The following is a 25,474-nucleotide window of genomic DNA, read 5'->3' as shown; positions in this document are numbered from 1 at the left end:
CCTCCATCCGAAGGCCTCTCCCCCCGATGGTTTCACCGACAGCCAAACAAGTTTTCATCCAGGGTGTCACGAAGGACGGCCGCACGTTCCGACCCAGTGACTGGGCCGAGCGCCTGGCCGGGGTGATGAGCTCGTTCCGCCCCGGGGGCGCCACCCCCGGCAGCCACCTGAGCTACTCCCCCTGGTGCGTGCCCAACAACATCAACGGCATCAAGTGCGTGGTGGTGCATGCGGACCTGCGCGAGGCCGAGCCCATGGCCTGGGACTTCTGCATGAACTTCGCGCGCGACAACGGCCTGCAGGTGGTCGAGGCCTGCCTCCTCCCCGATCCCCCGTCCAAGACCTGATCCCCCCGCTTTTGGCGCGGGCAACAAAAAAGCCGTCTTGCGACGGCTTTTTTGCTTTTGCTGGCAGCGCACCCGTTTCAAACGGCAGGCCTTGGGGGCCCGGGCTGGTGGTCTGGCGGGGCCAGACCGGGGCGGGTTCAGGCAGCGGCTGCTGCGAGACCCTTGACTTTGGCCGACAGGCGGCTCTTGTCGCGCGCGGCCTTGTTCTTGTGGAAGATGCCCTTGTCGGCGACGATGTCGACGACTTTCTGCATCTTGGCGAACAGTTCGGTCGCCTTGGCTTTGTCACCGGTCAGAACGGCTTTTTCAACGTTCTTGACGGCGGTGCGGTATTTGGAGCGCAGCGAGGTGTTGGCTGCATTGATCTTGACGTCCTGGCGCACGCGTTTGCGGCCAGACGCCAGGCGGGGGTTCTTTTTCTTCGGCTTGGTTGCCATGGTGAGTTCCTTCGGTGTTTGGGGATGATGCCAGCAAAGCCCGCGATTTTAGCACGGCCTGCCGGGCTGGCAAGGGTGGCCGGCCGGGCGGGGGGAGGGGGCGATCCCGGTCGTTACACTCGCCGCGTGACCCTTTTCAAGTCCGCCTCCCTCGTTTCGCTGCTCACGCTGGCGTCCCGCATCACCGGCCTGGTGCGCGAACTGCTGATGGCGGCGACCTTCGGCGCCAGCGCGCTGACCGACGCCTTCAACGTCGCTTTCCGCATCCCCAACCTGCTGCGCCGGCTGTTCGCCGAGGGCGCGTTCAGCCAGGCGTTCGTGCCGGTGCTGGCCGGCGTGCGGGAAAAAGAGGGCGACGACGCCACCCGGGTGCTGGTGAACCAGATCGCCACCGTGCTGGCCTGGGCGCTCACCGCCACTTGCGTGCTGGGCGTGGTGGGCGCGCCGGTGCTGGTCTGGGCCATCGCCAGCGGCCTGGACGACCCCGGCTTCGACGCCGCCGTGTTCATGACGCGCTGGATGTTCCCCTACATCGCCTTCATGTCCTTCGTGGCGCTGTCGGCCGGCATTCTGAACACCTGGAAACGTTTCGCGGTGCCGGCGGCCACGCCGGTGCTGCTCAACGTTGCGCATGATCGCCGCCGCCGGCTGGGGCGCGCCCTGGTTCGCTTCGCTGGGCATCGAGCCCATCTACGCCATGGCCGGGGGCGTGCTGCTGGGCGGCACCCTGCAGCTGGGCGCGCAGATCCCGGCGTTGCGCCGGCTGGGCCTGCTGCCGCGCGTGAGCCTGCGCTGGTCGGCGCTGAAAACCGCCTGGCACCACCCCGGCACCCGCCGGGTGACCACCCTCATGCTGCCGGCGCTGCTGGGCGTGAGCGTGGCGCAGATCTCCCTGCTGATCAACACCCAGATCGCCTCGCACCTGGGCGCCGGCAGCGTGAGCTGGCTGACCTACGCCGACCGCCTGATGGAATTCCCCACCGCCATGCTGGGCGTGGCGCTGGGCGTGGTGCTGCTGCCGCAGCTGGCGGCGGCCAAGGCGTCCGACGACGCGGACCGCTACAGCGGCCTGCTCGACTGGGGCCTGCGCCTGGTGGTGCTGCTGGCCGTGCCCTGCGCGGTGGCGCTGCTCACCTTCGCCCACCCCCTGGTGGCCGTGCTGTACCACTACGGGGCGTTCACCGGTGCCGACGTGCAGCGCACCGCCACCGCCCTGATGGGCTACGGCGCCGGCCTGATCGGCCTGGTCGCGATCAAGGTGCTGGCGCCGGGCTTCTACGCGCGGCAGGACATCCGCACGCCGGTGAAGATCGCCATTGGCGTGCTGGTGCTCACCCAGGTGCTCAACGTCCTGCTGGTGCCCCGGCTGGCCCACGCCGGGCTGGCGCTGGCGATCGGCATCGGCGCCATGGTCAATGCCCTGTTCCTGCTGGTGGGGCTGATCCGCCGGGGCGCTTACAAACCGTCACCGGGCTGGGCCCGCTTCGGCATGCAGGTGCTGGCGGCCAGCGCCTTGCTGGCGGTGTTCCTGATGTGGGTGGCGGCGCGCTTCAACTGGCTGGGCTTCGAAGGCCAGGCCCTGCAGCGCGTGGGCCTGCTCACGCTGTGCGTGCTGGGCGGGGATGTTGGTCTATTTCCTCACGCTGCTGCTGGCGGGGTTGAACCTGAGGCAGTTCGTCAGAAAATGACGTAATCTGCGGAAACCGGATTCCCCACCATGCCGACCGCGTACGAATACCCCGCGCCGACCCCCCTGGGCTACTTTGCCGCCCTGGTGGGCGACGACGAGGCTTTGCCCCTGTTCGAGGCGGCCACGGCCGTGGCCCAGGACGAATACCCCGACCTCGACGTGCAGCAGGTGCTGGGCGATGTGGATCAGATGCTCGCGCGCGTGCGCCGGCGCTGCGCCGCCGACGCCGGGCCGCTGCAGCGGCTGCGCACGCTCAACCAGTTCTTCTTCCGCGACATGGGGTTCGGCGGTAACGTCAACAACTACTACGACCCCGACAACAGCTTTCTCAACGCCGTGCTGCGCACGCGCCGGGGCATTCCCATCACGCTGGCCGTGCTCTGGCTGGAGCTGGCCCAGGGCCTGGGCCTGAAGGCGCGTGGCGTCAACTTTCCCGGCCACTTCATGGTCAAGGTCAACCTGCCCAATGGCCAGGTGGTGATCGACCCCTTCACCGGCCAGTCGCTCAGCCGCGAGGACCTCTCGGAACGGCTGGAGCCCTACAAGCGCCGCAACGGCCTGGTGGACGACTTCGACGTGCCGGTGGGCCTGTACCTGCAGGCCGCCACGCCGCGCGAGATCCTGGCGCGCCTGCTGCGCAACCTCAAGGAAATCCACCGCACGCAGGAAGACTGGCTGCGCCTGATCGCCGTGCTGGACCGCCTGCTCATCCTGTTGCCCGACGCCTGGATCGAGTACCGCGACCGGGGCCTGGCCTGGGCCGAGATGGGCGACGTGCGCCTGGCCGTGGGCGACCTGGAAACCTACGTGGAACACGCCGACGACACGCTGGACCGCGACGCCATCGCCCAGCGCCTGCAGGAACTGCGCCGCGCGCTCAACTGAGCCGCCGCCCGCCCGCGGGGGCGGGGATGTGTCGCCATGTAATTCCGTTTGACGCGAGCGGGCCGCGCAGGGACCATGCGCGCCAACCCCCGCCGATCCGGCGACAAGAAAAACGACGGTATGAAACAACTGATGCTGGTGGGCGCCACCGGTCTGGTGGGCAGCCATGTGCTGCGACAGGCCCTGGCCGACCCCGCCGTGGAACGCGTGGTCGCGCCGACCCGCCAGCCGCTGGCCCCACACCCCAAACTGCTCAACCCCGTGGTGGACTTCGAGCGCCTGCCCGAAGACGCCGAGTGGTGGCGGGTGGATGCGGTGATCTGCACCCTGGGCACCACCATCCGCGCGGCGGGCTCGCAGGCCGCTTTCTACAAGGTGGACCACGACCACCCGCTGGAGGTGGCCTACCTCGCGCGCCGCCATGGCGCGCGGGCCTTCGCCCTGAACTCCGCGCTGGGGGCCGATGCGCGTTCGCGCGTGTTCTATTCGCGCACCAAGGGCGAGGTCGAGCGCGACCTGCAGGCCGTGGGCTACCCCTCGCTCACGCTGGTGCGCCCGGGTCTGATCGACGGCCAGCGGGCGCAGAGCCGGCCTCTGGAGCGGCTGGCGGTGCTGGTCTCGCGTGGCGTGCAGCCCCTGCTGCCGCGGCGCTACCGCGTGGTGCCGGCCGAGCGCATCGCGCACCACCTGCTGCAGGCCGCGCTGGCGGCGGCGCCGGGCGTGCACGTGCTGCCGTCCGAAGCGCTGATCTGAGCGGCGGCCGCGGCGCGGCTGCTTTTTTTCGCATATGGAAACTCGGAATCGATCGTTGTTGATGCGCTGACCCGTTCCTAGACTGCCTCCTCTGAACACATTTGTTGGAGAGCAGACGATGGCGCAACGTGGCCTTTCTTCCCCGCTGTTGAGCGATGCCGCCGGGCAGCAGCAGATCGAGACCGATGTCCTGGTGATCGGGGGCGGGCCGGCGGGCGCCTGGGCGGCCATCGCGGCCGCCGCGCGCGGCGCCAGCGTGACCCTGGTGGAGAAGGGCTTCTGCGGCACCTCCGGCGCCACCGCGCCCTCGGGCACCGGCCTGTGGCACGTGCCGCGCGACGCGGCCGCGCGCGAGAAGGCCAAGGCCAGCCGCTACGCCATGGGCGGTGAACTGGCCGAGCACGCCTGGATGGACCGTGTGCTCGAACAAACCTGGCTCAACACCGAGACGCTCACGGAATGGGGCTACCCCTTCCCGATCGACACCGAAGGCCAGCTGCAGCGCACCTCGCTGCAGGGGCCGGAGTACATGCGCCTGATGCGCAAGAAGGTGAAGGAGTCGGGTGCCCGCGTCCTCGACCACAGCCCGGCGCTGGAGCTGCTGACCGACGAGAACGGCGATGTGGCCGGCGCCACCGGCCTCACGCGCACCACGGGTGAGACCTGGGTGGCGCGGGCCGGCGCGGTGGTGATCACCACCGGCGGCTGCGCCTTCCTGAGCCGGGCGCTGGGCTGCAACGTGCTCACCGGCGACGGTTACCTGATGGGCGCCGAAGTCGGCGCCGAGCTCTCGGGCATGGAGTTCTCCAACGCCTACGGTCTGGGGCCTTCGTTCTCCTCCGTCACCAAGTCCCTGTTCTACAACTGGGCCACCTTTTACGACCGCGACGGCGCCGCGATCGAGGGCGCGGGCTCGTCGCGCGGCCGCAGCGTGATCGCGCGCACGCTGCAGACGCAGCCGGTGTTCGCCTGTCTGGACCGGGCCGACGCCGAGATCCGCGCCTGGATGCGCCACGCGCAGCCCAATTTCTTCGTGTCCTTCGACCGCCAGGGCATCGACCCGTTCAAGGACCACTTTCCGGTGGCCCTGCGGCTGGAAGGCACGGTGCGCGGCACCGGCGGCCTGCACGTGATCGGCGACGACTGCGCGACCTCGGTGCCCGGCCTGTACGCGGCCGGCGACGCCGCCACTCGCGAGCTGATCTGCGGCGCCTTCACCGGCGGCGGCAGCCACAACGCGGCCTGGGCCATGTCGTCCGGTTTCTGGGCCGGCGCGGGCGCGGCCGATTTCAGCCATGGCGCGCGCAGCCTGGCCAGGCGCCGCCTGCACCGTGCGGGCACCGCCGGTATCCAGGAAGGCGGGGCCCCGGCCTGGGACCCGGAAGAACTGGTGCGCGCGGTGCAGGCCGAGGTGTTCCCCTACGAACGCAACTGGACGCGCCGCGCCGACCTGCTGGAAGACTCGCTGCAGCGGCTCGACGCCCAGTGGGCGCGCGTGCGCCACGCCAGCGCGCCGAGCCTGCAGCAGGCGGTGCGCGCACGCGAGGCCGTTGGCGTGCTGCGCCACCTCGCGCTGGATGTACCGCAGCGCCCTGCAGCGCACCGAGACGCGCGGCATGGCCCGCCGGCAGGACCACGCCGGCCTGGACCTGGGCCAGCGGCACCGTCTCGTCAGCGGCGGCCTGGACGAGGTCTGGGTGCGCCCGCAAACCGTTCGCCAACCGGTCAATCTGGACCTTGAAAGGCTCGCCGCATGATCGAAATCGTCAGCCCCGAACGCTGCACCGGCTGCAACATCTGTGTGAGCGCCTGCCCCACGCAGGTGTTCGAGGCGGTGCCCGGCGGCATCCCGCGCATCGCGCGCCAGTCGGACTGCCAGACCTGCTTCATGTGCGAGCTGTACTGCCCGACCGATGCGCTGTACGTCGCGCCGGTGGCGGACCACGCCGTCACCGTGGCCGAGGAGGGCACCGAGGTGCGGCAATGGATCGGCAGCTACCGCCGCGCCGTCGGCTGGGGCAAGGACCGCCAGCCCACCGCCGCGCTCGATGCGAGTTTTGAACTGCTGCGGCGCGCGCACTGAATCTTCCCTATCCCACGAGAACCCACCATGACTTTCTGGAAACACCTGGCGGCCTTCGCGCTCGCCGCCACCGCCGCTTTCGGCGCCCACGCGCAGGCCCAGCCCGAGACCATCCGCTTCGGCGGTTTCGGCCAGGGCTTCGGCCAGCCCCACGGCGTGGCCTTGCTCGCCATCGCGCAGGGCAAGGGCTTCATCGCCGACGAGTTCAAGGGCACGCCCGTGAAGCTCAGCTTCGAGTATTTCACCGGCACCGGTCCTGCGATCAACGAGGCCATCGCCAACAACCGGCTCGACGTCGCGCAGTACGGCTCGCTGCCCAACATCATCGGCAAGGCCGGCGGCCTGCCCACGCGCATCCTCGCGTCCTACGGCTACACCACCGTCTTCGGGCTGGCCCGCAAGGACCTGGAGGTCAACTCGTTCAAGGACCTCAAGGGCCGCAAGGTGGCGGTGGCCGAGGGCACGGTGCTGCACTGGGCGCTGCTCAAGGCCCTGCAGGACAACGGCCTGACGCTGCGCGACATCCAGCTGGTCGACCTCAAGACCGCCGACCAGCTCGCGGCCCTGAGCGCCGGCAGCGTGGACGCGGCGGTGGGCTCCAGCAGCCTGCTGACCCTGCGCGACAAGGGCGTGGGCAAGGTGTTCTATTCGTCCAAGGACCAGGGCGCGAAAGCCTCGGGCTTCGGCGGCATCCTGGTGAGCGAGACCTTCGAGAAGCAGTACCCCGACGCCACGCAGCGCATCGCCAACGGCCTGGTGAAAGCCGCCCACTGGCTGGGCCAGGAGGCCAACCGCGACGAGGCCTACCGCATCTGGACGCTCTCGGGCATGCCCTACCAGGCCTTCAAGGACGACTACGACGGCGTCTCGCTCAAGGAAGCCTTCAACCCGCGCGTGGACGCCTTCCTGCTCAGCCAGTACGACGACGCGATCGACTTCACCAAGGACAACAAGCTGATCCGCAACGACATCGACGTGGCGAAGTGGGCCGCACCGCAGTACGTGGAGAACGCGCTGCGCGCCCAGGGCCTGCAGACCTACTGGACGAACCGCGCTGCCCTCGTGGCGCGCCGCTGAGGCCGATCCATGGCGGCCCTCGAACACCTGGCCGACGGGGTCGGCGCCTCGCCGCTGCCGCGCACCGCGGCTTGGCCCTGGCGCACCGCGTTGCCGGCCCCGCTGCGGCGCCTGCTGCTGGCGCTGGCCCTGCCGGCCGCCATCGTCGCGCTCTGGCAGTGGGCGGCGGTGCGGGGCTGGGTGCCGCCACAGATCCTGCCGGCGCCCGCGCTGGTCTGGGACACCTTCCTGGAACTGGCGCGCGGCGGTGAACTGCTCGACGGCTTCCTCATCAGCCTGCAGCGCATCGGCTCGGGCCTGGCCCTCGGCGGGCCGCTGGGGCTGGCGCTGGGCATCTGGCTGGGCGTGTCGGCGCGCGCGCGCAGCCACCTGGAGCCCACGCTGCGCGCGCTGTTCGCCGTGCCCACGCTGGGCTGGATTCCCATCCTCATCCTGATCTTCGGCATCGACGAGGCGCTCAAGGTCATCGTGATCGCCAAGGCCGTGATGGTGCCCGTGGTGCTCAACACCTCGCGCGGCATCCGGAACATTCCGGTGGCCTACCTCGAAGCCGCGCGCGTGCTGCGCCTGCGGCCCTGGACGCGCCTGACCCGCCTCACGCTGCCGGCCTGCCTGCCCACCGTGTTCAGCGGTTTCCGCTTGGGCCTGAGCCATGCCTTCATCGCGCTCATCGTGGTGGAGATGCTCGCGGCCACCGAAGGCATCGGCTACATGATGGTCTGGGGCCGCAAGCTGTTCCAGCTCGACATCGTGATCGTCGGCATCGTGGTCGTGGGGGTGGCGGGCTATGCGCTGGACCTGCTGCTGCGCCGGCTCGAACGCGGCCTGAGCCGCTGGGCGCCCGGCCATGGCTGAGACCCGCATCCCCCCGGGCGCCTGGCTGCCGCTTGCCATCGGCGCGGCCTGGCTGCTGCTGGTCGACACCGGTGCCATTGCCCACCCGCTGATGGTGCCGCTGCACGAGGTGCTGGCCGCGCCGTTTTTCGACGAACAGGGCCGCCAGATCTGGTCGGCCGCCGCCAGCAGCCTGGTGCGCGTGGCACTGGGCTTTCTCATCGGCGCCAGCCTGGGCATCGCCGTGGGCGTGGCCGTCGGTCTGTCGCGACCGGCGCAACTGGCCGTCGCGCCCACCGTGCACGGCCTGCGCCAGGTCGCGCTGTTCGCCTGGATTCCCTTGCTCACCGCCTGGTTCGGCAACGGCGATCTGGTGAAGATCGTGTTCATCTCGATCTCCACCTTCTTCCCGGTCTTCCTCAACACCGAGCAGGGCGTGCGCGGCATCGCGCCGGCCTACCGCGAGGTGGCCGCGATCGTGCGGCTTGGGCCCTGGCTGCGGCTGCGCCGGCTGGTGCTGCCCGCGATCCTGCCCTCGGTGCTGACCGGCGTGGAGCTCGCGCTGCTGACGGCCTGGATCGGCACCGTGGGTTCCGAATACGCGATCGGCACCGGCCGGGGCATCGGCGCCTACCTCGCCACCGCGCGCGACGTGTTCCGCATGGACCTGGTGCTGATCGGTGTGCTGGTGATGGCCCTGGTGGGTTACGGCCTGAGCCGCGTCGCGCAGCTTCTTTTCCTGCGCCTCATTCCCTGGAGAACCCGCTGATGAGCACCCCCACCCTGGAGGCGGTCGCCCCCACCGCCCTGAGCCTGCGCAACGTGGGCAAGACCTACCGGATCGAGGGGCAGGACCTGCCGGTGCTGCAGCGCATCGGCCTGGAGATCGCGCGCGGCGAGTTCCTGGGCATCGTCGGTGCCTCGGGCTGTGGCAAGTCCACGCTGCTGCGCCTGATCGCGGGGCTGGACGACCGCTTCGATGGCGACATCCTGATCGATGGCGAACCGGTGGCCGGGCCGGGCGTGGAGCGCAGCCTGGTGTTCCAGGACCACCGCCTGTTTCCCTGGCTCAACGTCACGGACAACATCGGCCTGGGGCTCGACAGCCTGGACCTGAGCCGGCGCGAGCGCGAGGCGCGCATCCGCGAACAGCTCGAACTCGTGGGCCTCACGGGGTTCGCGCAAGCCTGGCCGCACCAGCTCTCGGGCGGCATGGCGCAGCGCGCGGCCATCGCTCGCGCGCTGGTCTCGCGGCCGGACATCCTGCTGATGGACGAGCCCTTCGGTGCGCTCGATTCGATCACCCGGGCTCACATGCAGGAAGAACTGCTGCGCATCTGGCGCGAGCGGCGCATCACCGTGGTGATCGTCACGCACGACGTGGACGAGGCTGTGTTCCTGGGCGACCGCGTGGCGGTGATGGAGCCCCGGCCGGGCCGGGTGCAGAGCGTGATCGAGGTGGACCTGCCACGCCCGCGCGAGCGCACGGGCACGGCCTTCAATCAGATCAAGCAGCGCGTGCTCGGGCAGCTCAAGCGCTGAAACGGAGCACCCCCTGCGCGGCTTCGCCGCTCCCCCCTGAAGGGGGGCGACACCTTGGGCCGGCGAAGCCGGACCCTCGGTGTCTCTGGAAGGCGGGACTCAGGCCACGACCACGGCGGCGCCTTCGCCGCGTGCCGCGATCTTGCCGATCTCGTGCACGGTTTCACCGAGGCCGCGCAGCGTGGCGGCGCAGGCGGCGGCCTGGTCGGCGGCGATCACCACCACCATGCCGATGCCGTTGTTGAAGGTGCGGTTCATCTCGATGTCGTCGATGCCGGCGGTCTTCTGCAGCCAGGCGAACAGCTCGGTCTGCGGCCAGCTGCCCTTTACCAGGTGGGCGGCCGTGCCTTCGGGCAACACGCGGGGGATGTTCTCCAGCAGGCCGCCGCCGGTGATGTGGGCCAGCGCCTTGATGGGGTGCGCGGCCAGCGCGGCCAGCACGTTCTTCACGTAGAGCCGGGTCGGCTTCATGATCGCTTCGCGGAACGGCTGGCCGTCCAGCGTGGCGGGCAGGTTCGCGCCCGCGCGCTCCAGGCACTTGCGCACCAGCGAGAAGCCGTTGGAATGCACGCCGTGCGAGGCCAGGCCGAGCACCACGTCGCCGGCTTGCACGCTCTGGCCGGTGAGGATCTTGGATTTTTCGACCGCGCCCACGCAGAAACCGGCCAGGTCGTACTCGCCGGCCGGGTACATGCCGGGCATTTCGGCGGTTTCACCGCCGATCAGCGCGCAGCCGCTGAGCTCGCAGCCCTTGGCGATGCCACCGACCACGGCCGCGGCCGTGTCCACGTCGAGCTTGCCGCAGGCGAAGTAGTCCAGGAAAAACAGGGGTTCGGCGCCTTGCACCAGCACGTCGTTCACGCTCATGCCGACCAGGTCGATGCCCACGGTGTCGTGCATGTTCCATTCGAACGCCAGCTTGAGCTTGGTGCCCACGCCGTCGGTGCCGGAGACCAGCACCGGTTCCTTGTAACGCTTGGGCACCTCGAACAGGGCGCCGAAACCGCCGATGCCGGCCAGCACGCCTTCGCGCATGGTCTTCTTGGCCAGCGGCTTGATGCGCTCGACCAGGGCGTCGCCCGCGTCGATGTCAACGCCGGCGTCTTTGTACGAAAGAGGGGTGGAGGGGGTGGTCATGGGCGGTCGGCCCCGGCGCAGGGCGGGGCGGGTCGATGGGCTGGACGCGGGTGGGAGGGGACTTTCGGGTACCCTGGGGGGTGGCCCGATAGAATTTGCCCCTGATTTTAAGGGTTTGCTCTCCCGCATCCCTTGCCCACCCCGCCCAACCCCCGCCCCATGCCCCTGACCTCCAACCAGATCCGAGCCCTGCTGTGGGCCTCGATCGCGGTCGTCATCTGGCTGCTGCTTTCGCTGCTGGCCCCCGTGCTGATGCCCTTTCTGCTGGCCGCGGTGCTGGCCTATGCGCTGCACCCGCTGGTGGAGCGCCTGCACGGCAAGGGCGTGCCGCGCTGGCTGGGCGCGGGGCTGGCGATCACCCTGCTGATGCTGGTGCTGCTGGCGGTGCTGCTGCTGATCGTGCCCGTCATCACCAAGCAGGTGCCGCTGCTGCGCGAGCAGGTGCCCGAGCTGCTCAACCGGCTCAACGCCTGGCTCACGCCGCTGGCCGGGCGCTTTGGCGTGAGCCTGTCGGTGGACGTGAGCCTGGTGCGCGGCTGGCTGACCAAGCTGGTGTCCGGTCACGAAGGCGAGATCCTGGAGAGCCTGCTGGCGTCCCTGCGCATCGGCGGCAGCGCGCTGGCCGCTGTGTTCGGCAACCTGTTTCTCATGCCCATCGTGGCCTACTACCTGCTGCTGGACTGGGACAACCTGGTCGAGCGCACCAAGTCGCTGATCCCGCCGCGCTGGCGCGCCAGCGTGCAGAGCTTCCTGGACGAGACCGATGCGGTGCTGGGCCAGTACCTGCGCGGGCAACTGCTGGTGATGGGCGTGCTGGCGGTGTTCTACACCGTGGCACTGGCGCTCGTGGGCCTCGACCTGGCGCTGCCCATCGGCGTGTTCACCGGCCTGGCCGTGTTCGTGCCCTACCTGGGCTTCGGCCTGGGCCTGGTGCTGGCCCTGCTGGCCGCGCTGCTCGAATTCCAGACCGTGCTGGGCGTGGCCCTGGTGGCCGCCGTGTACGGCGTAGGCCAGGTGGTGGAAAGCCTCTACCTCACGCCGCGCCTGTTGGGCGAGCGCATCGGCCTGCACCCGATCGCCGTCATCTTCGCGCTGCTGGCCTTTCGCCACCTGTTCGGCTTCGTGGGCGTGCTCATCGCGCTGCCCGCCAGCGCGGTGCTGCTGGTGGCGATCCGCCGCCTGCGCCGCAGCTACATGGCCAGCGCGCTGTACCTGGAAGGCCCGCGCGCGGCGGTGCCGGAAAGCCCCGAGGCATGAGCACCGCCGGACCCACACCCCCCATGCGCCAGATGGCGCTGGACATCGGCTTCGCGCCGCTGCCCACCCTGACCAACTTCGTGGGGGCCGGCAACGAGGCCGCCATCGAGCACCTGCGCCTGTGGACCAACAACCCCCTGCGCTCGCCGGTGCCCACCTTCCTGTGGGGCGAGAGCGGCAGCGGCAAGACGCACCTGCTGCGCGCGGTGCGCGAGGCGCTGCGCGAGCAAGGCGGCCGCGTGGGCTGGCTGGACGCCACCGTGCTGGACCCGACCGAGTTCGACGACCAGTGGGACGCGGTGCTGCTCGACGATTGCCACCTCTACACCGCGGCCCAGCAGGCCGCGGCCTTCAACTGGTTCGTCAACGCGCAGAGCCCGGCGCACGGCGCCTCGCGCTGGGTGCTGGCGGCGGCGACCTGCCCGCCGGCCGACCTGCGCCTGCGCGAGGACCTGCGCACCCGCCTGGGCTGGGGCCACGTGTTCCAGCTGCAGGCGCTGAGCGAAACCGAACGCCGCGCCGTGCTGCGCCGCGCGGCGGACGACCGCGGCGTGTTCCTGAGCGACGAGGTGATGGACTTCATGCTGCGCCGCTTCTCGCGCGATCTCTCCAGCCTGATGATGCTGCTCGACCAGCTCGACGCCTATGCGCTGCGCACGCAGCGCGCCATCACCATTCCCCTGATCAAATCCATGCTGGAAAACGAATGAGATTGGCTCTCTTCGACCTGGATCACACCCTGATCCCGCTCGATTCCGATTACGCCTGGGGCGAGTTCACCGTCTCGCTTGGCTGGCGCGATGCCCAAGGTTTCTCCCAGGCCAACGCCGGCTTCTACGCCGACTACAAGGCCGGCACGCTCGACATCCACCACTACGTGCGCTTCGCCATCGAGGCGGTGCGCGAGCACGGCATGGCGGTGTCGCAGAAGGCGCACGAGCGCTTCATGCGCGAGGTGATCGAGCCCGCCATGCACGAGCCCGCGCGCGCGCTGCTGCGGCGCCACCAGGCCGCCGGCGACACGGTGGTCATCGTCACCGCCACCAACGAATTCGTCACCCGCCCGATCGCCCGGGCCTTCGGGGTGGACGAACTGATCGCGATCGAACTCGAGCGCGACGCGCGCGGCGAACCCACCGGGGCCATCCGGGGCACGCCGTCGTTCCGCGAGGGCAAGATCGCCCGTGTGGAACAATGGCTGGCCGCACGGGGACTGGACTGGTCGCGCGTGCAGCACAGCACTTTCTACAGCGACTCCATCAACGACCTGCCGCTGCTGGAAAAAGTCAACGAGCCCGTGGCCACCAACCCGGATGCCCGGCTCCGCGCCATTGCCCTCGAGCGGGGCTGGCGCACACTGAACCTATTCGAATGATCAAGAAATTCATCGATCGGCTGCTGGGCAAGTCCAGCGCCCCTGCCGGCCGCCGTGCCAACCCCTTCGGCAAGCGCGAAGACGTGCCGGCCAGCGTGCACGGCATCGACCGTTCGCTGGTGGACCAGCGCGCGCTGGACGTGGTGCACACCCTCAAGCAGGCCGGTTTCGAGGCCTACCTGGTGGGCGGCGCGGTGCGCGACCTGCTGCTGGGCCTGCGGCCCAAGGACTTCGACGTCGCCACCAGCGCCACGCCCGAGCAGGTCAAGGGCCTGTTCCGCCGCGCCTTCATCATCGGCCGGCGCTTCCGCATCGTGCACGTGATCTACGGCCGGGGGCGCGAGCACGAGGTCATCGAGGTCTCGACCTTCCGCGCCTACATGGACAACGCCGCGGCCGAGCAGGTGGCGGGCAACGAACGCACCAGCAAGGGCGAACTCGCGGGCATGAAGCACGCGGTGGACGCCAGCGGGCGCGTGCTGCGCGACAACGTCTGGGGCCCGATCGAGCAGGACGCGGCCCGGCGCGACTTCAGCATCAACGCGATGTACTACGACCCGGAGACGCAGACCGTGGTCGACTTCCACCACGGCATCCGCGACGCCAAGAAGCGCACGCTGCGCATGATCGGCGACGCCGCCACGCGCTACCGCGAAGACCCGGTGCGCATCATCCGCGCCGTGCGTTTCGCCGCCAAGCTCAGCGGCCTGGGTTTCACCTTCGACGCCAAGACGCTGGCGCCGCTGGCCTCGTCGCACACGCTGCTGGCCGATGTGCCTCAGAGCCGCCTGTTCGACGAAATGCTCAAGCTGCTGCAGACCGGCCACGCGCTGGCCAGCATCGAGCAGCTCAAGGCCGTGGGCCTGGGCACGGGCATCTACCCCTTGCTCGACATCGTCGTGCAGCGCGCCGACGACGACTTCGTGAAGCTGGCCCTGCAGGACACTGACCGCCGCGTGAGCGAAGGCAAGCCGGTGGCGCCGAGCTTCCTGTTGGCCTGCGTGCTCTGGGCCGACGTGCGCAAGGCCTGGAACCAGCACCTCACGCCGCGCCCGAACCAGCGCCCGCCCGCGCCCTTCGCGGCCCTGCAGGCGGCGGTGGACGACGCCTTCGAGGCCCGCATCGGCGACGTGTCGGGCCGCGGCAAGCTCGGCGCGGACATGCGCGAGATCTGGATGATGCAGCCGCGCTTCGACAAGCGCGTGGGCACCTCCCCGTTCAGCCTGGTCGAGCAGCCGCGTTTCCGTGCTGGCTTCGACTTCCTGCGCCTGCGCGGGCAGGTCGGTGAGGTCGAGGAAGAACTCGCGCACTGGTGGGAAACCTTCAGCACGGCGAGCGACGCCATGCGCGAGGACATGGTGGACGCGCAGCGCCGCGAGAACCTGGCCAAGCCGGGCGCCAGCAAGGCCCGGCGCGTCAAGCGCACGGACGCGGACCACCCGGCGGCGGCCGCTGCCGAACCGAACGAAGTCGATCCGCGTTTCCGCCCCGTCGAAGGCGACGAGGGTGGGGATGCGCCGTCGGACGACACCCCGCTGGACGAGGGTTCGGCACCGGCCAAGAAGCGCCGCCGTCGCCGCCGCAAGCCCAACGGCGCGGGACCGGTCGAAGGTGGCGGTGGTGGCTCGGACGAGGCCGGCGGCTGAGGTCTGCTGACACCACCGTGATGGCCGCGCCGCGCGCCGAGGTCACGGCCCATGTGGCCCTGGGCGCCAACCTCGGGGACGCCGGGAAGGCCTTGCGCGAGGCGCTTGCGGCCCTGGATGCCGTTCCTGGTGTGCGGGTGCAGCGCGCCTCCAGCCTGTACCGCACGGCACCGGTGGATTCCAGCGGGCCGGACTACCTCAACGCCGTGGCCGAGGTCGCCACCACGCTCACCGCGCCCGCCTTGCTCGACGCGCTGCAGGCCATCGAGCAGGCGGCAGGCCGCGAGCGGCCCTACCGCAACGCGCCGCGCACGCTGGACCTGGATCTGCTGCTGTACGGCGAGGCCCGCATTCACTCAACGCGGCTCACCGTGCCGCATCCCCGCATGGGCGAGCGCGCCTTCGTGCAGGTGCCTCTGGCGGAGATCGCGCCGCAACTCGTGAGCGCCGCCGCGCTGCGGGCGGTGGCGGGCCAGCGCATCGAGCGCGCGGGGCCGATCGAGGTGGGCGTCCGGCCTTGAAGGAGCCGGGGCCCGATGGCGCGTTTTTTTTTGCCACCGGCGCGAACCGTTTGCCTCCGTTGCCGCCTCTTAGGGTTTGAGGGTCTTCCTCGGCCAACAAGGAGTGCATGGTGATCTATGTCAAGAATGTCCCGAACTGGGAGCGCGTGGTGCGGGTGGTCATGGGCGCCATGGCCATCGCTTTCGCGGTGGTCAACTGGGGCGTCTCGAACGTCGCCGTGGGGGCCGGCGTCATGGGCGCCGTGCTGGCCCTGAGCGGCCTGGTCGGCTTCTGCCCGATGTGCGCGATGTTGGGCCGCCAGCTCGACAAGAGGGCCTGAGCATGGCGGACAGCGTGGCGGACCGCGACCACCTCATCCTGGTGGCACAGACCGGCGACCCGGCCGCCATCGCCCGCCTGCTGGCCCTGTGCCAGACGGATGCGCGCCGCTATGCCCACAAGCACTGCCACGCCAGCGACGTCGATGATGCGGTCCAGGAATCCTTGCTGGTGGTCTCGCGAAAGGTCCAAAGTCTCCGGGCGGCCGCGGCGTTCTCGTCGTGGCTGTTCACGGTGATCCAGCGCGAGTGCCGCAAACTGTCGCGCAGCCTGTTCCGGTATGAACCCTTGACCGACGACATCGCCGAAGCGCAGATGCTGGACCGACCGGATGGTGCGCTGCGGATCGACCTGGCCCATGCCCTGGAGTCGCTGCCAGCCCACTACCTCGAGGTGGTGCTGCTGCGCGATTTCGAGGAACTGACCATCGCGGAGATGGCTCAACGGTTGAGCGAGCCGCCCGGCGCGGTCAAGAGCCGCCTGCACCGCGCCCGCGAACTGGTGCGCGAGTACCTGCTCGGCGCTGACGCGCCCGCCAAAAGCTGAGCGTGCCGGGCCTCAGGGGGCGAGCCGCTCGCGCAGCCAGCCGCCGTCGGCCTGCGCGGTGTAGCGCAGCCGGTCGTGCAGGCGGCTCTTGCGGCCCTGCCAGAACTGCCAGGTGTCGGGCTTGAGTCGGTAGCCGCCCCAGTGCGGCGGGCGCGGCGGTTTCAGCAGGAACTGCGCGCCGTACTTCGCGGCGTTGGTCACGAGCACCGTGCGGCTCTCGATCACCTCGCTCTGCGGGCTGGCCCAGGCGCCGATGCGGCTGTCCAGCGGGCGGCTGTGGAAGTACGCGTCGCTCTCTTCGTCGCTCACCTTTTCCACCGTGCCCTCGATGCGCACCACGCGCTCGAGCTCGACCCAGTGGAACTGCAGCGCGGCGAACGGGTTGCCCGCGAGCTCGCGGCCCTTGCGGCTCTGGTAGTTGGTGTACCAGACGATGCCGCGTTCGTCGCAGCCCTTGATGAGCACGATGCGCGTGCTCGGGCGCAGGTCCGAGCCCACGGTGGCCAGCGTCATGGCGTTGGGTTCAGGTACCTCACCACGGATGGCTTCGTTGAGCCACTGGTCGAACTGTTGCAGCGGGTCGGCGTGCGAGGCGGACTCGCTGAGTTCGGCCTTTTCGTAGCTCTTGCGCAGGTCGGCGATGTTCATGCGGGCAGTATAGGAGCGAGGCCCCGGCGGGGCCTTGTGTCGGGTCAATCGGCGAGCGCCAGCAGCTTCTGCAGTGCCCGGTCGTGGATGCCGTGGTGCAGCAGGCCCTCGAAGGTCTGGCGCGCGTAGTCCAGCGTGGTGCCATAGCGCCCGCAGGAGCGGGCAAAGATCTCGCGGTAGCGCTCGTCGCTCAGCGTGCCGGTGTAGCTGGGGCTCTGGCGCGAGAGCGTGAAGGCCAGCGCGCGCACCGGGCCCTGGGGCGTGTCGCAATGTAGCCACCTCGGGTCGTAGACCGGGTTGGGCATCTCGCGCGCCCACAGCACCGGCATGAGGGCTTCCACCTGCTCGTGCGGCACGCGCAGCGCCAGGCCGGCGCAGCTGCCGCCGGGCATCAGCGCGAACACCAGGCCCGGGCATTCATACGTGCCCCGGTTGACGCGGCTCCACATCTGCAGGCAGCGGTGGTAGCCGCGCACGCGCGCCGGGCGCTGCTCGGCGGCCTCGAACTCGGGGCGCCAGACCAGCGAGGCGTAGGCGAACACCCAGAGGTCTGGACGCGGCCCCTGCGCGCGCCATTGCGCCAGCGTATGGGCCATCATCTGCGCGCCGTTTCTCAGGGCAGGGTCGTGGAGCGCGCGCGTCCTCGGGGTGTCACGGTCGGCCATTTACAATCTTTGTCGAGTTCTTTCCCATTATTCTTCACGGAGTGTTTCCCCATGTCCTCTCAGGATGACGAACCCGAGTACCGCGTTGTGGCGGTGGTGCTGATCAGCGCGATCCTGTTGGCGGTAGGCCTTGCCTTGGGCATGGGCATTTACAAGTCGCGCCAGTCCGCGCCCAGTGCCGGCCCGGCGGCAGTGGTTCCGGTCGCGGCCGTTGTGGCTGTGACCACGGTCACTCCGGTGGGCGACGACGCCAGCGTGGTGGTGGAAAACGGCGTGGTCAAGTTCTACTTCGCGTCTGGCAAGGCCGACCTGGCCGCCGGCGCGCTCGATGCGCTGGGCGAAGCGATCGCCGCGGCCAAGGCCGGCAAGAAGCTGGTGCTGTCGGGCTTTCACGACCTGACCGGCGACCCGGCTTTCAACGCCGAGCTGGCCAAGCAGCGCGCCATCGCCGTGCGCAGTGCCCTGGTGGGCGCGGGCGTGGCCGAAGGCGCGGTGGAGCTGAAGAAGCCCGAGCAGACCGCCGGCACCGGCAACAACGCCGAAGCGCGCCGTGTGGAAGTGCTGATCGTGCGTTGAGCTGGCCTGAGCGCCCACAAAAAAGCCCGGCATGCCGGGCTTTTTTTCGTCCACGCCCGGCAGGCGTTCAACGCAGGCCCTGGCCCGCTTCCTTCTCCGCGCGCTGGATCAGCTCGATCTTGTAGCCGTCGGGGTCGGTCACGAAAGCGATCACCGTGGTGCCGCCCTTGACCGGGCCGGCCTCGCGCGTCACGTTGCCGCCGGCCGCCTTGATCTTCTCGCAGGCCGCGTAGGCGTCGGGCACGCCCAGGGCGATGTGGCCGTAGGCCGTGTCGAGTTCGTAGCTCTCGGTGCCCCAGTTGTAGGTGAGTTCGATCTCGGCCTGGGCCGGGTTGCCTTCGTAGCCCACGAAGGCCAGCGAGTACTTGTACTCGGGGTTCTCGGAGGTGCGCAGCAATTGCATGCCCAGCACCTGGGTGTAGAAGTGAATCGAGCGCTGGAGGTTGCCCACGCGCAGCATGGTGTGTAGAAGTCGCATGGGCCTTATTTTGACGGCACTTCAAAGACCAGGCAGGTCGTTGTGGCATGCGCGTACAGCTTGCCGTCGGGTCCCACGATGCGGCCCTCGGCGGTCGCCAGCTGCCGCCCGGCATGGACCACCGTGCCGATGGCGCGCAGCGGGCCGCTCTTGTAGGAGGCCGCGCGCACGATGTTCACGCTGAGTTCCGCCGTCGTGTAGGCCCGGCCCACCGGCATGACGGTGTGCACCGCGCAGCCCACGGCGGAGTCCAGCAGCGTGGCGTACCAGCCGCCGTGCACCGTGCCCAGCGGGTTGTAGTGCTTGAGCTGGGGCTGGCCCTGGAACACGGCCCGGCCTTCACCGATTTCCACCAGCGAGAAGTCCAGCGTGTCGGCGATGTGCGGGTAGGGCAGCTTGCCGTCGAGCATGGCCTGCATCTGCTGCATGCCGGTCAGGCCCGCGAGATCGGCGGGGTTCGCCAGGCCCACGCCCGCGCCGGCGTTCATGCGGGCCACGACGGCCTCGTATTGCTGGATCCACTGGGCCTGGGTTTCTTCGACGGTCATGGTTGAATTCCTTTTTGTTTGCAGGTACAAGTATTGTAGATACAATCGTCTCATGAATGCCGACACCCAGGTGACATCGCCGACCCCGGTGGGTTGCACCAACTTCAAGCTGCGCCAGCTCACGCGCCGCGTGACCCAGCACTACGACCAGCACCTGGCCGGCTCGGGGCTGAAGATCACGCAGTACTCGCTGCTGACGCACGTGGACCGCCTCGGTCCGCTGGCGCCCGGCGAGCTGGCCCGGCGCATGGACATGGGCGCCTCCACCCTCACGCGCAACCTGCAACCCATGATCGCGGCGGGCTGGCTGGCGATGGGCGAAGGGGTCGATGCGCGCAGCCGGCTCGTGCACATCACCGACGCCGGGCTGGAGCTGCGGCGCCAGGCGCAGCGGCGCTGGAAGGCCGCGCAACTCTCACTCAACGACAAGCTGGGCCTGGCCACCGTGGCGGCACTGCACGGGCTGCTGGACCAGGGGCTGGCCGCGTTTCACGAGGAAGACACCCATGAAGACTGAAACCTTGACCGCCGCCGCGCCCGCGCGCGCGCCCTATGTGTGGTGGCTGGTGCTGCTGGCCGCGGCCGGGGCTTTCGCGCTGACCATGGGCACGCGCCAGACCATGGGCTTTTTCCTCTCGCCGCTGAACACCGCCACCGGTCTGGGGGTGGGCAGCATCAGCCTGGCGTTCGCCTTCGGCCAGCTCTGGTGGGGGCTCACGCAGCCTTTCGCGGGCGCCGTGGCCGACCGCATCGGCGCCGGGCGCGTGCTGCTCGCGGGTGTGCTGCTGGTGGCGCTGGGCACCTACCTCACGCCGCTGATGACCAGCACCTGGGGCCTGATCCTGGCCATCGGCGTGCTCGCCGCCGGCGGCGCCGGCATGGCCGGGCCTTCGGTGCTGATGGCGGCGACCGCGCGCCTGATTCCGGCCGAACGCCGGGGCATGCGCACCGGCATCGTGAACGCGGGCGGCTCGTTCGGCCAGTTCCTCATGGCGCCCCTGGCCGCCGCGCTCACGCTGGGCCTGGGCTGGGTCGGTGCGCTGCAGGCGCTGGGCCTGATCGTGCTGCTGGCGCTGCCCGCGGCCTGGGTGTTGCGCGGTCCGGGCCCGGCGGCGAAGGCCGGGGCGGCGCCCGCGCCGGTGGCCTTGCCCACCGGCCAGGCGATCCGCCAGGCGCTGAACACGCCGAGCTACCTGCTGCTCTCGGCCGGCTTCTTCGTGTGCGGCTTTCACGTGGCCTTCCTCGCCACGCACCTGCCCGGCGTGGTGGCCGCGTGCGGCCTGCCGGCGCCGGTGGGTGCCTGGGCGCTGGGCGTGATCGGTCTGTTCAACATCATCGGCAGCCTGGCCATGGGCTGGGCCGTGGGCCGCTGGCGCATGAAGTCGCTGCTCTCGCTGGTGTACGCCTCGCGCGCGGTGGCGGTGCTGGTGTTCCTGCTGGCGCCCAAGACCGAGGCCGTGATGCTGACCTTCGCCGCCGTGATGGGCCTGACCTTCCTCTCCACGGTGCCGCCCACCGTGGGCCTGGTGGCCAAGTTCTTCGGCACCGGCAACATCGCCATGCTGTTCGGCATCGTGATGCTGGCGCACCAGGTGGGGGCTTTCTCGGTGCCTGGCTGGGTGGCCAGGTGTTCGAGGCCACGGGCAGCTACGACTGGGTCTGGTACATCGACATCGTGCTGGCCGTGGGCGCGGCGCTGATCCACCTGCCGATCCGCGAAGCCGTGGTGGCGCGGCCCCGGCCCGCGTGAAGCAGGGCAGCGCTCAGACCGGCACGGTGTAGTTCAGCGCCATGCGCCCGCCGTCGACGGTGACGATCTCGCCGGTGACGTAGCTCGCCGCGTCGCTGGCCAGCCAGGCCACCACGTCGGCGATCTCGTCGGGTTCGCCGAGCCGCTTGAGCGGCGTGCGGCTCAGGATCTTGTGGCGCGCCTCTTCGCTGGTGAGCACGGCCTGGGCCGCGAGCTCGGTGGCGATTGTGCCGGGCGCCACCGCGTTGACGCGGATGCCGTGGTCGGCAAGCGCCAGCGCCATCACGCGGGTGAGCTGGTTGATGCCGCCCTTGCTCACGTTGTAGCTGGCGATGTTGGGGATGGCGAGCACGCCATTGACCGAGCTCATGTTCACGATGCTGCCGCCATCGGCCTGCTGCGCCATCGTGCGCGCCACCGCCTGGCCCATGAGGAAGGCGCCCTTGAGGTTGACGCGCAGCACCTCGTCGAAGTCTTCTTCGCTCACGTCCAGAAAGTGGGCCGCCTTGAAGATGCCGGCGTTGTTGACCAGCACGTCGATGCGGCCGTGGCTGTCCAGCGCCAGTGCGACGATGGCGTCCACGTCGGCCTTGTCGCCCACGTCGCAATGCATGTAGGTGCCGCCGAGTTCGCGCGCGAGGGCGCGGCCGCGCGCGTCGGCCACGTCGGCGATCACCAGCTTGGCGCCTTCGCGCGCGAAGCGGCGCGCACAGGCTTCGCCGATGCCCTGGGCCCCGCCGGTGACGAGGACGACGCGGCCCTGGTGGCCGAAATGCACGGAGGAGGAAGAGGCTGGGGTGTTCATGCCGCCATGGTAGCGACGGGACTCAGCGCGGTCCGCGCTCCTGCAGCGACGGCAGCTGTTCGGCGTGTCCCGCCTGTTGCGCGAGATCGATGGCGCGCAGGCCATCGCGGTCGGTGCGCTCGGGGTCGGCGCCTGCGCCGAGCAGCAGGCGCACCAGCGGGGCATCGCCGCGCTGCGCGGCCAGCATGAGCGCGGTGCGGCCCCGCGCGTCGGCGGCGTTCACGTCCGCCCCCTGGGCCAGCGCGTCGCGCACATCGGCGACCGCGCCACGCGCGGCGGCGGCCAGCAGGGCCGCGGCGGGCGAGAGCGGTGCGATGGCCTGGGGTGCGGGTGCGCCACGCCGCGCCGACAGGGCGGCGGGGGCCTGCTCTTGTGCCAGACCACGGGCACGGGGCGTGGTCGCCATGTCGGTCGATGCGGCGGCAGGGGCTTCGGCCTCCGCTGCCCTGTTGGCCGCACCGGGGGCGACAGGAGGTGCTTCTGCCGGCGCTGGAGCTGGCGGCGCGGGGGGCGGCAAGGTGGCTGCGGGTGCTGGACCGCGCGGCTTCGGATGCTCGGGCAAGGGGCGCGGTGCGGCCGGCGGGGTGGGCCGGGGTTCGGGCGGCACCGCGGCTGCGGGTGCGGCTTCCTGCGCGGCGGCCGGGGCCTCTGCCGGTGCGGCTGCGCGGGAGGGCGCCTGGGCCTCGCCGAGGGCGATCTCCCGTTCCTCGGGTGTGCCGCGATCGAACTGCAGCACCACCAGCGTGCGCCAGGCCCAGCACCGCCAGGCCACCGAAGGCGCGCCAGCGCCAGGCCGAATCGTTGGCGGCCGGCGGCTTTGTGTTCCCAGGGGTTTCGCGGGCTTGGGCCGCGGCGGTGCGCGCCTCGGCCAGCACCTTCTCGCGCAGGGCCGGGTCGGGGCGCGCGGGGTCGTGTGCGTTGGCCTCCCGGTAGCGCTGCAGCAGTTCGTCTTGCGGCTTCATGCAAAGGCCTCCAGGGCTTGGCGCAGGCGCTCGCGCGCGTAGCGCAGCCGGCTCTTGGCGGTTTCGGCGTTCACGCCCGTGGCCTGCGCGATCTCGGCCAGGCTCAGGCCCCCTTCGGCCTGCAGCAGGAAGGTTTCGCGCTGCGGCAGGGGCAGGGCGGCGAGCGCGTCCAGCAAGGCCTGGGCCTGCTCGCGCGACTGCAGCTGCCGCACCGGGCCGAAGCCCGAATCGGCCGCCAGCGTGTCGGCGAGGGCGGCGCCGTCGTCGGTTTCCGCATCGAGGCTGGCGTGGGCCTTGTGGGTGCGCCAGTGATCGACCAGGCGGTGGTGGGCCAGGGTGAACAGCCAGGTGCGAAACCGCGCGCGGGGTTCGTAGCGCGGGGCCTGGCGGATCAGCGAGAACCACACGTCCTGCACCAGGTCATCGGCCAGCGCGCGGTCGTGCACGCTGCGCTGCACGAAGCGCCACACCGGCAGGGCGTGGCGGTCGTACAGGGTTTCGAAGGCGCGCGCATCGCCCGCGGCAAAGGCCTGCATCAGGGTTTCATCGGCGGGCACGGCCTCTTCGGACATGCCCGCGATTATGGGAGCCGGGGGACCATCAACTCGGGTCGGGCGCGTAACCGGGGGGCACGGCGCCGGGGAAGGGATTGGGCCTGGGCGGCACGGCCTGCGTGGGGATGATGCCCATGGCGATCAGGTTCTCGCGGCTGTCGTAGCGGATGCGGATGACTTCATCGGGCCGGTCGCTGCGCCGCTCGAAGGTGGTGTGGGTGATGGGCGCATCCTCGCGCGCGCCGTGCCCCGTGCCCAGGCGCGGCGCCGGCGCGGCGGGGGCCATGCGGCGCGCGGCCAGCGACTCGGCGCGTTCGCGTGGTGCTTCGCTCTCGGCCTGCGTTTCGGCGGCGGCGTCGGCGGCCGAAGAGCGGTTCTGCGCGCCGCTCTGCTCGCGCAGCGAGGGCCAGGGCACCACCGCCGGCGGCGGTGGTGGCAGGGGTTTTTCGCGGAACACGGCCACACCGATCACGCCCACGTGGGCCGGGCGGCCGGTGCGTTCGGCGTACGAGGCGCTCGATGCCGTGAAGTGGAAGGCCGCGACCTCGGCATCGCTCTTGCGCCAGCCGGTGATGGCGTGCTGTTGCCAGGGGGAGAGCACGTAGCCGGTCTGCTGCCAGGCGGCGGTCTCGCCCGAGATCACGTTCACACCGTCGACCGAGACCACGCCGAGCACGCGGCCCGGCGTGGCGTTGCGCACCGACACGGCGTAGCGCGCGCCGGGCCGCCCGGCGACCCAGTGCTCGCCCAGGTGGCGGTAGACCGTGAGCGTTTCGCCGCTGTCGCGGTCGACCACCTGGATGTCGGTGAGCCGGCCCACGGCCTGGGCCGGCGAGGAGGTCAGGGCCGCGAGCGCGGCGGCCAGGGACAGGGCGAGGCGGAAAGAGGGGAGGGGTTTCATGCGGGCTCCGCGAACAGTGGATGGAGCCGGTTGAAACGAACGAACCGCCTCGACGGGGTTGAGGCGGTGCCGGGTTTTGTGTAACGGAGTGCGTCAGCAGCTGTTGCAGGTCGCCAGTGCGCTGCTCACGCGGGCGCGGGTCTGCTCGATGAGGTAGTCCAGAAACACCTCGGTGCGGCGCGGCATGAACTTGCGGCTGGGCAGGGCCGCGTACATCGTCAGCCGGTCGGTGATCCAGGGGTTGAGCACGCGCACCAGGTCGCCGCTCTCGATCATCGGCGCGGCCAGTTCGATGGTGGTGGCGGTGATGCCCGCGCCGTCGAGCGCGGCGTGCATCAGGGTGTCGGTGTGGTTGGCCCACAGCACGGGCTGCACCTCGATGTCGACGAAGCGGGCTTCGTCCGTCTCGTGCAGCAGGCGCCAGCCCCGGGTGCGGCCGGTCGCGGGCTTGAAGCGCAGGCAGTCGTGCCGCTCCAGGTCTTCGGGCCGCACGGGCGTGCCCTTGCGCTGCAGGTACTTGGGCGAGGCCAGCAGCACGGTGACGCTGGAGAGCACCTTGCGCGCGATCACGTTGGCATCGAACGAGGCCTGAGCGCCCATGAGCGTGATGTCGTAGTCCTGGATCGGGGGCTCGCGGGGGGAATCCACGTCGATGTCGAGCAGGATCTTGGGGTAGGCCTGCCGAAAGCCGCTGACCAGGGGGGCGAGCACGTGCGTGGCGAGCACGGGTGGTGCCAGCAGGCGCAGCACGCCCGCGAGTTCGCTGGTCTGCGAGCTCACCAGCGCGTGCGCCTCGTCGAGCTCTTGCAGGATCACGCGCACCCGGTCGAGGTAGTTCTCGCCCGCGTCGGTGAGGGAGACGCGGCGCGTCGTGCGGTGCAGCAGGCGGGTGCCCAGGTGGTCTTCCAGGTCGGCCACCAGCCGCGTGACCACGGCGGGCGACATGTCCATGGCGCGCGCCGCCGCCGCAAAACCCCCTTCATCGATCACTTTCTGGAAGGCACGCATCGAGGCCAGGCGGTCCATAACAAAGCTCCTTTAAAGGGTTTTCCCGGGTGTCAAAACCGTGATTATTGCTGAATTAGAAACACAATAGTCGTTTCAATGCTGTTTTTCTTCTGATTCAGAAACTTTACAG

28 protein-coding genes and 3 pseudogenes are annotated in these 25,474 nt (G+C 70.1%); 20 read left to right on the top strand and 11 right to left on the bottom strand.

The genetic code is table 11. The features are described 5' to 3' along the window. Positions 1-26: 26 nt before the first annotated feature. Positions 27-347 carry a DUF3579 domain-containing protein gene (locus ACFJI0_RS16090; protein WP_382156119.1) on the top strand — a complete coding sequence of 107 codons (321 nt, stop codon included), beginning with the start codon at positions 27-29 and terminating at the stop codon, positions 345-347. A gap of 137 nt (positions 348-484) precedes the next feature. Here the strand turns inward: ACFJI0_RS16090 and rpsT are convergent, their stop codons facing one another. Further along, a complete protein-coding gene (gene rpsT / locus ACFJI0_RS16085; RefSeq protein ID WP_291120948.1) occupies positions 485-784 on the bottom strand; it encodes a 30S ribosomal protein S20 in 300 nt (99 codons plus the stop codon). Between the two features lie 126 nt (positions 785-910). Between rpsT and murJ the strand changes: the two are divergent. The 9 genes and pseudogenes from murJ to ACFJI0_RS16040 all read left to right on the top strand — a co-directional run bounded on the left by murJ (position 911) and on the right by ACFJI0_RS16040 (position 9,648). Beyond that, a pseudogene (gene murJ / locus ACFJI0_RS16080) lies at positions 911-2,472 on the top strand (murein biosynthesis integral membrane protein MurJ). A gap of 29 nt (positions 2,473-2,501) precedes the next feature. Then, a complete protein-coding gene (locus tag ACFJI0_RS16075; protein WP_291120952.1) occupies positions 2,502-3,359 on the top strand; it encodes a SirB1 family protein in 858 nt (285 codons plus the stop codon). A gap of 120 nt (positions 3,360-3,479) precedes the next feature. Next, complete coding sequence (locus tag ACFJI0_RS16070) at positions 3,480-4,112, top strand: NAD-dependent epimerase/dehydratase family protein (protein ID WP_382321081.1); 633 nt, start codon at positions 3,480-3,482, stop codon at positions 4,110-4,112. A gap of 118 nt (positions 4,113-4,230) precedes the next feature. Then, a pseudogene (locus ACFJI0_RS16065) lies at positions 4,231-5,869 on the top strand (FAD-dependent oxidoreductase). After that, positions 5,866-6,195 carry a 4Fe-4S binding protein gene (locus ACFJI0_RS16060; RefSeq protein ID WP_382156127.1) on the top strand — a complete coding sequence of 110 codons (330 nt, stop codon included), beginning with the start codon at positions 5,866-5,868 and terminating at the stop codon, positions 6,193-6,195. Before ACFJI0_RS16065 ends, ACFJI0_RS16060 begins: the two are co-directional and overlap by 4 nt. 27 nt (positions 6,196-6,222) lie before the next feature. Next, entirely contained in the window at positions 6,223-7,272 is a 1,050-nt protein-coding gene (locus ACFJI0_RS16055; protein ID WP_382321079.1) for an ABC transporter substrate-binding protein, read from the top strand. A 9-nt stretch (positions 7,273-7,281) separates the two neighbouring features. Next, on the top strand, positions 7,282-8,127 hold the full coding sequence (locus tag ACFJI0_RS16050; protein WP_382321077.1) for an ABC transporter permease: 846 nt from the start codon (positions 7,282-7,284) through the stop codon (positions 8,125-8,127). Further along, a complete protein-coding gene (locus ACFJI0_RS16045; protein ID WP_382321075.1) occupies positions 8,120-8,875 on the top strand; it encodes an ABC transporter permease in 756 nt (251 codons plus the stop codon). The genes ACFJI0_RS16050 and ACFJI0_RS16045 overlap by 8 nt, the downstream gene beginning before the upstream one ends. Then, positions 8,875-9,648: an ABC transporter ATP-binding protein gene (locus ACFJI0_RS16040; RefSeq protein ID WP_382321073.1), complete on the top strand. Its 774-nt coding sequence runs from the start codon at positions 8,875-8,877 to the stop codon at positions 9,646-9,648. Before ACFJI0_RS16045 ends, ACFJI0_RS16040 begins: the two co-directional genes overlap by 1 nt. 99 nt (positions 9,649-9,747) lie before the next feature. On the opposite strand, the gene purM is transcribed toward ACFJI0_RS16040, so the two are convergent. Next, positions 9,748-10,785: a phosphoribosylformylglycinamidine cyclo-ligase gene (gene purM, locus ACFJI0_RS16035; RefSeq protein ID WP_382321071.1), complete on the bottom strand. Its 1,038-nt coding sequence runs from the start codon at positions 10,783-10,785 to the stop codon at positions 9,748-9,750. Positions 10,786-10,944: 159 nt separating this feature from the next. Here purM and ACFJI0_RS16030 point away from each other — a divergent pair, with 159 nt between their 5' ends. The 7 genes from ACFJI0_RS16030 to ACFJI0_RS16000 all read left to right on the top strand — a co-directional run bounded on the left by ACFJI0_RS16030 (position 10,945) and on the right by ACFJI0_RS16000 (position 16,449). Beyond that, a complete protein-coding gene (locus ACFJI0_RS16030; RefSeq protein ID WP_382321069.1) occupies positions 10,945-12,042 on the top strand; it encodes an AI-2E family transporter in 1,098 nt (365 codons plus the stop codon). Positions 12,043-12,065: 23 nt separating this feature from the next. Next, positions 12,066-12,752 carry a DnaA regulatory inactivator Hda gene (gene hda / locus ACFJI0_RS16025; protein ID WP_382163911.1) on the top strand — a complete coding sequence of 229 codons (687 nt, stop codon included), beginning with the start codon at positions 12,066-12,068 and terminating at the stop codon, positions 12,750-12,752. Continuing rightward, positions 12,749-13,417: an HAD family hydrolase gene (locus ACFJI0_RS16020; RefSeq protein ID WP_382156140.1), complete on the top strand. Its 669-nt coding sequence runs from the start codon at positions 12,749-12,751 to the stop codon at positions 13,415-13,417. The genes hda and ACFJI0_RS16020 overlap by 4 nt, the downstream gene beginning before the upstream one ends. Continuing rightward, positions 13,414-15,063, top strand: a complete 1,650-nt coding sequence (pcnB, locus tag ACFJI0_RS16015) for a polynucleotide adenylyltransferase PcnB (RefSeq protein ID WP_382321067.1) — start codon at positions 13,414-13,416, stop codon at positions 15,061-15,063. Before ACFJI0_RS16020 ends, pcnB begins: the two co-directional genes overlap by 4 nt. Positions 15,064-15,083: 20 nt before the next feature. Continuing rightward, positions 15,084-15,584: a 2-amino-4-hydroxy-6-hydroxymethyldihydropteridine diphosphokinase gene (gene folK / locus ACFJI0_RS16010; protein WP_382325685.1), complete on the top strand. Its 501-nt coding sequence runs from the start codon at positions 15,084-15,086 to the stop codon at positions 15,582-15,584. Between the two features lie 107 nt (positions 15,585-15,691). Further along, complete coding sequence (locus ACFJI0_RS16005) at positions 15,692-15,904, top strand: DUF2892 domain-containing protein (protein ID WP_382321065.1); 213 nt, start codon at positions 15,692-15,694, stop codon at positions 15,902-15,904. Positions 15,905-15,906: 2 nt separating this feature from the next. Further along, positions 15,907-16,449 carry an RNA polymerase sigma factor gene (locus ACFJI0_RS16000; RefSeq protein WP_382321063.1) on the top strand — a complete coding sequence of 181 codons (543 nt, stop codon included), beginning with the start codon at positions 15,907-15,909 and terminating at the stop codon, positions 16,447-16,449. A 12-nt stretch (positions 16,450-16,461) separates the two neighbouring features. On the opposite strand, the gene pdxH is transcribed toward ACFJI0_RS16000, so the two are convergent. Together pdxH and ACFJI0_RS15990 are read right to left on the bottom strand one after the other, a co-directional pair. Then, positions 16,462-17,097 carry a pyridoxamine 5'-phosphate oxidase gene (gene pdxH / locus ACFJI0_RS15995; RefSeq protein ID WP_382156150.1) on the bottom strand — a complete coding sequence of 212 codons (636 nt, stop codon included), beginning with the start codon at positions 17,095-17,097 and terminating at the stop codon, positions 16,462-16,464. A 44-nt stretch (positions 17,098-17,141) separates the two neighbouring features. Beyond that, positions 17,142-17,762, bottom strand: a complete 621-nt coding sequence (locus ACFJI0_RS15990; RefSeq protein WP_382321060.1) for a gamma-glutamylcyclotransferase — start codon at positions 17,760-17,762, stop codon at positions 17,142-17,144. A gap of 51 nt (positions 17,763-17,813) precedes the next feature. Here ACFJI0_RS15990 and ACFJI0_RS15985 point away from each other — a divergent pair, with 51 nt between their 5' ends. Continuing rightward, entirely contained in the window at positions 17,814-18,338 is a 525-nt protein-coding gene (locus ACFJI0_RS15985; RefSeq protein ID WP_382321058.1) for an OmpA family protein, read from the top strand. A gap of 67 nt (positions 18,339-18,405) precedes the next feature. Here the strand turns inward: ACFJI0_RS15985 and gloA are convergent, their stop codons facing one another. Next, positions 18,406-18,816, bottom strand: coding sequence for a lactoylglutathione lyase (gene gloA / locus ACFJI0_RS15980; RefSeq protein WP_382321056.1), 411 nt, complete (start codon positions 18,814-18,816; stop codon positions 18,406-18,408). 5 nt (positions 18,817-18,821) lie between these two features. Further along, on the bottom strand, positions 18,822-19,364 hold the full coding sequence (locus tag ACFJI0_RS15975) for a PaaI family thioesterase (RefSeq protein ID WP_291121768.1): 543 nt from the start codon (positions 19,362-19,364) through the stop codon (positions 18,822-18,824). Between the two features lie 52 nt (positions 19,365-19,416). Between ACFJI0_RS15975 and ACFJI0_RS15970 the strand changes: the two genes are divergently transcribed. Then, positions 19,417-19,881 carry a MarR family winged helix-turn-helix transcriptional regulator gene (locus ACFJI0_RS15970; protein ID WP_382321054.1) on the top strand — a complete coding sequence of 155 codons (465 nt, stop codon included), beginning with the start codon at positions 19,417-19,419 and terminating at the stop codon, positions 19,879-19,881. Beyond that, positions 19,871-21,114 (top strand): annotated as a pseudogene (locus ACFJI0_RS15965) (MFS transporter). Before ACFJI0_RS15970 ends, ACFJI0_RS15965 begins: the two are co-directional and overlap by 11 nt. 13 nt (positions 21,115-21,127) lie before the next feature. On the opposite strand, the gene ACFJI0_RS15960 reads toward ACFJI0_RS15965, so the two are convergent. The 5 genes from ACFJI0_RS15960 to ACFJI0_RS15940 form a co-directional block, all read right to left on the bottom strand. After that, positions 21,128-21,919 carry an SDR family NAD(P)-dependent oxidoreductase gene (locus ACFJI0_RS15960; RefSeq protein ID WP_382321051.1) on the bottom strand — a complete coding sequence of 264 codons (792 nt, stop codon included), beginning with the start codon at positions 21,917-21,919 and terminating at the stop codon, positions 21,128-21,130. Between the two features lie 22 nt (positions 21,920-21,941). Further along, the gene (locus ACFJI0_RS15955; RefSeq protein ID WP_382321049.1) at positions 21,942-22,325 is read right to left on the bottom strand and encodes an ankyrin repeat domain-containing protein; all 384 of its coding nucleotides are present in this window, start codon (positions 22,323-22,325) and stop codon (positions 21,942-21,944) included. 552 nt (positions 22,326-22,877) lie between these two features. Then, a complete protein-coding gene (locus ACFJI0_RS15950) occupies positions 22,878-23,453 on the bottom strand; it encodes an RNA polymerase sigma factor (protein ID WP_382321047.1) in 576 nt (191 codons plus the stop codon). A 28-nt stretch (positions 23,454-23,481) separates the two neighbouring features. Further along, positions 23,482-24,336 carry a hypothetical protein gene (locus tag ACFJI0_RS15945; RefSeq protein ID WP_382321044.1) on the bottom strand — a complete coding sequence of 285 codons (855 nt, stop codon included), beginning with the start codon at positions 24,334-24,336 and terminating at the stop codon, positions 23,482-23,484. A 93-nt stretch (positions 24,337-24,429) separates the two neighbouring features. Continuing rightward, positions 24,430-25,362, bottom strand: coding sequence for a LysR family transcriptional regulator (locus ACFJI0_RS15940; protein WP_382156172.1), 933 nt, complete (start codon positions 25,360-25,362; stop codon positions 24,430-24,432). Positions 25,363-25,474: the final 112 nt, after the last annotated feature.

Source organism: Hydrogenophaga sp. UC242_53 (assembly GCF_042696965.1).
GTDB lineage: Bacteria > Pseudomonadota > Gammaproteobacteria > Burkholderiales > Burkholderiaceae_C > Hydrogenophaga.
The sequence above is the reverse complement of the archived record's forward strand: the minus strand, read 5'-3'. Positions and strand labels throughout refer to the sequence as shown.

Bases quoted from the DNA above. Each gene is read 5' to 3' on its own strand.
- ACFJI0_RS15975 (WP_291121768.1), bottom strand. From the start codon at position 19,364: ATGACCGTCGAAGAAACCCAGGCCCAGTGGATCCAGCAATACGAGGCC.
- ACFJI0_RS15990 (WP_382321060.1), bottom strand. From the start codon at position 17,762: ATGGCCGACCGTGACACCCCGAGGACGCGCGCGCTCCACGACCCTGCC.
- ACFJI0_RS16075 (WP_291120952.1), top strand. From the start codon at position 2,502: ATGCCGACCGCGTACGAATACCCCGCGCCGACCCCCCTGGGCTACTTT.
- ACFJI0_RS15970 (WP_382321054.1), top strand. From the start codon at position 19,417: ATGAATGCCGACACCCAGGTGACATCGCCGACCCCGGTGGGTTGCACC.
- ACFJI0_RS15985 (WP_382321058.1), top strand. From the start codon at position 17,814: ATGTCCTCTCAGGATGACGAACCCGAGTACCGCGTTGTGGCGGTGGTG.
- ACFJI0_RS15960 (WP_382321051.1), bottom strand. From the start codon at position 21,919: ATGAACACCCCAGCCTCTTCCTCCTCCGTGCATTTCGGCCACCAGGGC.
- folK (WP_382325685.1), top strand. From the start codon at position 15,084: ATGGCCGCGCCGCGCGCCGAGGTCACGGCCCATGTGGCCCTGGGCGCC.
- hda (WP_382163911.1), top strand. From the start codon at position 12,066: ATGCGCCAGATGGCGCTGGACATCGGCTTCGCGCCGCTGCCCACCCTG.
- ACFJI0_RS15940 (WP_382156172.1), bottom strand. From the start codon at position 25,362: ATGGACCGCCTGGCCTCGATGCGTGCCTTCCAGAAAGTGATCGATGAA.
- ACFJI0_RS16090 (WP_382156119.1), top strand. From the start codon at position 27: ATGGTTTCACCGACAGCCAAACAAGTTTTCATCCAGGGTGTCACGAAG.
- pdxH (WP_382156150.1), bottom strand. From the start codon at position 17,097: ATGAACATCGCCGACCTGCGCAAGAGCTACGAAAAGGCCGAACTCAGC.
- ACFJI0_RS16005 (WP_382321065.1), top strand. From the start codon at position 15,692: ATGGTGATCTATGTCAAGAATGTCCCGAACTGGGAGCGCGTGGTGCGG.
- pcnB (WP_382321067.1), top strand. From the start codon at position 13,414: ATGATCAAGAAATTCATCGATCGGCTGCTGGGCAAGTCCAGCGCCCCT.
- purM (WP_382321071.1), bottom strand. From the start codon at position 10,785: ATGACCACCCCCTCCACCCCTCTTTCGTACAAAGACGCCGGCGTTGAC.
- ACFJI0_RS16050 (WP_382321077.1), top strand. From the start codon at position 7,282: ATGGCGGCCCTCGAACACCTGGCCGACGGGGTCGGCGCCTCGCCGCTG.
- ACFJI0_RS16060 (WP_382156127.1), top strand. From the start codon at position 5,866: ATGATCGAAATCGTCAGCCCCGAACGCTGCACCGGCTGCAACATCTGT.
- ACFJI0_RS16040 (WP_382321073.1), top strand. From the start codon at position 8,875: ATGAGCACCCCCACCCTGGAGGCGGTCGCCCCCACCGCCCTGAGCCTG.
- ACFJI0_RS16030 (WP_382321069.1), top strand. From the start codon at position 10,945: ATGCCCCTGACCTCCAACCAGATCCGAGCCCTGCTGTGGGCCTCGATC.
- ACFJI0_RS16000 (WP_382321063.1), top strand. From the start codon at position 15,907: ATGGCGGACAGCGTGGCGGACCGCGACCACCTCATCCTGGTGGCACAG.
- ACFJI0_RS15945 (WP_382321044.1), bottom strand. From the start codon at position 24,336: ATGAAACCCCTCCCCTCTTTCCGCCTCGCCCTGTCCCTGGCCGCCGCG.
- ACFJI0_RS16070 (WP_382321081.1), top strand. From the start codon at position 3,480: ATGAAACAACTGATGCTGGTGGGCGCCACCGGTCTGGTGGGCAGCCAT.
- ACFJI0_RS16020 (WP_382156140.1), top strand. From the start codon at position 12,749: ATGAGATTGGCTCTCTTCGACCTGGATCACACCCTGATCCCGCTCGAT.
- ACFJI0_RS15950 (WP_382321047.1), bottom strand. From the start codon at position 23,453: ATGTCCGAAGAGGCCGTGCCCGCCGATGAAACCCTGATGCAGGCCTTT.
- rpsT (WP_291120948.1), bottom strand. From the start codon at position 784: ATGGCAACCAAGCCGAAGAAAAAGAACCCCCGCCTGGCGTCTGGCCGC.
- ACFJI0_RS15955 (WP_382321049.1), bottom strand. From the start codon at position 22,325: ATGGCGACCACGCCCCGTGCCCGTGGTCTGGCACAAGAGCAGGCCCCC.
- ACFJI0_RS16055 (WP_382321079.1), top strand. From the start codon at position 6,223: ATGACTTTCTGGAAACACCTGGCGGCCTTCGCGCTCGCCGCCACCGCC.
- gloA (WP_382321056.1), bottom strand. From the start codon at position 18,816: ATGCGACTTCTACACACCATGCTGCGCGTGGGCAACCTCCAGCGCTCG.
- ACFJI0_RS16045 (WP_382321075.1), top strand. From the start codon at position 8,120: ATGGCTGAGACCCGCATCCCCCCGGGCGCCTGGCTGCCGCTTGCCATC.